This is a genomic window from Caulobacter sp. B11 (assembly GCF_002737765.1).
Classification (GTDB): Bacteria; Pseudomonadota; Alphaproteobacteria; order Caulobacterales; family Caulobacteraceae; genus Caulobacter.
This window is the reverse complement of the sequence record NZ_PEGG01000266.1, coordinates 1-3,092: the sequence shown is the minus strand read 5'-3', so window position 1 is coordinate 3,092 and position 3,092 is coordinate 1. Positions and strand designations below refer to the sequence as shown.

1 protein-coding gene and 2 pseudogenes are annotated in these 3,092 nt (G+C 67.9%); all 3 read left to right on the top strand.

From position 1 onward, the window contains the following. A pseudogene (locus tag CSW58_RS10745) lies at window positions 1-1,801 on the top strand (DNA translocase FtsK); the annotation flags it as partial. Between the two features lie 317 nt (window positions 1,802-2,118). Beyond that, window positions 2,119-2,754 (top strand): outer-membrane lipoprotein carrier protein LolA, encoded by a 636-nt coding sequence (locus CSW58_RS10740; RefSeq protein ID WP_099447277.1) that lies wholly within the window; start codon window positions 2,119-2,121, stop codon window positions 2,752-2,754. Between the two features lie 243 nt (window positions 2,755-2,997). Then, a pseudogene (locus CSW58_RS10735) lies at window positions 2,998-3,092 on the top strand (exodeoxyribonuclease III); the annotation flags it as partial.

Sequence of the window (3,092 nt, the reverse complement as noted above, 5' to 3'; positions counted from 1 at the left end):
GGCCCCGATGCGCTTCGAGGCCGAGGCCGAACCCGAGCCCCAGGCCCGCGCCCGTCCGACCGCGCGCAAGGCCGCCGATCCGGACGCCGCGCCCGCCGCCCCGCGCCGGGCTCCAAAACCGTCCGCCGCCGAAGCCGCCGAAGCCGCCTATACCCCGCCGCCGGCCGACGAGGCGGCCTTCGAGCCCGACTTCAACGCCCGCCCGATGGCCATCCGCCAGCCCAAGGTTCCGGGCGTCAAGGAAAGCGCCCGCGCCCAGCGCGAGCAGCAGAAGGCCTTCGATTTCGAGGACGAGGGCGGCTTCCAGCTGCCCGAGCTGTCGATGCTGGCCAAGCCCAAGCCGCGCAGCGCCGAGTTCGACGAGGCCGCCCTGCGCCAGAACGCCCGCCTGCTGGAAAGCGTGCTGGCCGAGTTCGGGGTCAAGGGCCAGATCGACCAGATCCGCCCCGGCCCGGTGGTGACCATGTACGAGCTGGTGCCAGCCCCCGGGGTCAAGACCGCCCGGGTCGTGGCCCTGGCCGACGACATCGCCCGCTCGATGAGCGTGATCTCGTGCCGGGTGGCCGTGGCCCAGGGCCGCAACGCCATCGGCATCGAGCTGCCCAACTCGCGCAAGGAAACGGTCTATCTGCGCGACCTGCTGTCCAGCGTCGACTACGAGAAGGCCACCCACTCCCTGCCCATGGCCCTGGGCGAGACCATCGGCGGCGAGACCTATATCGCCGACCTGGCCCGCATGCCCCACCTGCTGATCGCCGGCACCACCGGCTCGGGCAAGTCGGTGGGGGTCAACGCCATGATCCTGTCGATCCTCTACAAGCTGCCGCCCGAGAAGTGCCGCTTCATCATGATCGACCCCAAGATGCTGGAGCTGTCGGTCTATGACGGCATCCCGCACCTGCTGGCCCCGGTGGTAACCGATCCCAAGAAGGCGGTGGTGGCCCTGAAATGGACCGTGCGCGAGATGGAGGACCGCTATCGGCGGATGTCCAAAATCGGCGTGCGCAACATCGGCGGCTATAACGAGAAGGCCAATGAAGCGCTCGAAAAGGGCGAACATTTTGAACGTACCGTTCAAACGGGATTCGATGACGCCGGGCGGCCGATCTACGAGACCGAGAAGATCCGTCCCGAGGCCATGCCGTTCCTGGTGGTGGTGATCGACGAGGTCGCCGACCTGATGATGGTGGCCGGCAAGGACATCGAAGGCGCCGTGCAGCGACTGGCCCAGATGGCCCGCGCCGCCGGTATCCACCTGATCATGGCCACCCAGCGCCCCTCGGTCGACGTGATCACCGGCACCATCAAGGCCAATTTCCCGACCCGGATCAGCTTCCAGGTCACCTCCAAGATCGACGCCCGCACCATCCTCGGCGAGCAGGGGGCCGAGCAGCTGCTGGGTCAGGGCGACATGCTCTACATGGCCGGCGGCGGTCGCGTGACCCGCCTGCACGGCCCGTTCGTCAGCGACGGCGAGGTGGAAGCCGTGGCCAAGTTCCTGCGCGACCAGGGCATTCCCAACTATCTGGACGAGGTGACGGCCGGCGGCGACGAGGAGCAGGAAGAGGCCGTCGAGGGGGCCTTCGCCGGCGAGGGCGGGGCCAACGACCTCTACGACCACGCCGTGGCGGTGGTCACCCGCGACCGCAAGGCCTCGACCAGCTACATCCAGCGCCGCCTGCAGATCGGCTACAACCGGGCCGCCTCGCTGATGGAACGCATGGAAAAGGAAGGCGTGGTCGGCGCCGCCAACCACGCCGGAAAACGCGACATCCTGGCTCCGCCGCCACCACCGATGTGATCGACTGCCCACTTCCCCGGCGAAGGCCGGGGCCCAGATCGAACCCACGAATCCTGGTCGACTTAGCCAAGGCAGAAGGCGCGTCATCCCCAAACGCTCAGGCTGAATCTGGGCCCCGGCCTTCGCCGGGGAAGCGGTGGTGGGGGCGGCTGTTAGAAACTTCCAGCCCCTGCCCCCGCGCAACCCACGGCCCCGCTTCCGCGTTCTTCCTCACCCCAACCTGAACAGCGCTTCATCGGAGCGCCGGAAAATGGCCGCGCGACGGCCTTTCGCTTGTCGCTTCCACAGGGCAAAGGTTGCGGCCAAGGAGTTTCATGATGATCGTTCCGACCCGTCGCCTTCTGATCGCCGCCGCCGGGGCTGGCCTGGCCAGCGCCGTGCTGTCCGGCCCGGCGTTCGCCGCGCCGCTGAGCGCCGACGACCGGGCCCTGGTCGAGAAGGCCCAAGCCTATATCCAGGGCCTCGGCTCGGCCAAGGGCCGTTTCGTGCAGACCGACGCGCGGGGCAGCCAGTCGCAGGGCACCCTGTGGATGCAGCGCCCCGGCAAGGCGCGCTTCGCCTATGAGGGCGCCTCCAAGCTGCTGGTGGTCAGCAACGGCAACAACGTCAACATCTTCGACGGCCGGCTGAAGACCTTCGAGAGCTATCCCCTGGAGCGCACGCCCCTGGCCCTGCTGCTGGCCCGCGAGGTGCGCCTGGACCAGGGCGTGAGCATCACCGGCGTCAGCCGGCTGGCCGACGGCTTCTCGATCACCGCCGAGGACAGCCGCCGCCTGACCCGCGGCCGCATCACCCTGGACTTCAGCAACGACCCGCAACTGATGGGCTGGACGGTGATCGACGCCAAGGGCGCGCGCACCCGCGTGCGGCTGGTCGACCTGGAAAAGGTTTCGAGCCTGGATCCCAAGCTGTTCGTGCTGCGCGATCCGCGTCGACGGGTGGGAAAGCCTTAGGGCTTAAGGATTCGTTTGTAACATTTTCACAACAGGCAAGATATAACAGACTCTTCGCTTGACTTAATGTGTCGCCGTGGCACATTTAACACGCATGGCGACGAGCGCCCGACCCGCCCGTTGCAACCGTGCCGGACCTATCCCCTCCCGGCGGCGGCATGAGAGACCCGACTTTCGCCCGGACGCACGATGCGTCCGGGCGTTTTTCTTGGCGCGGCGCCCCAAGCGCGTTAGGGACGGGCCATGCGCCTTCGTATCGCCACCTGGAACGTCAATTCCGTCCGCCTGCGCGCCGAGCAGGCCGCCCGCTTCGTCGACGAGCAGGCTCCCGACGTGCT

Coding starts and splice junctions, on each gene's coding strand:
- CSW58_RS10740 (WP_099447277.1), top strand. CDS start 2,119: ATGATCGTTCCGACCCGTCGCCTTCTGATCGCCGCCGCCGGGGCTGGC.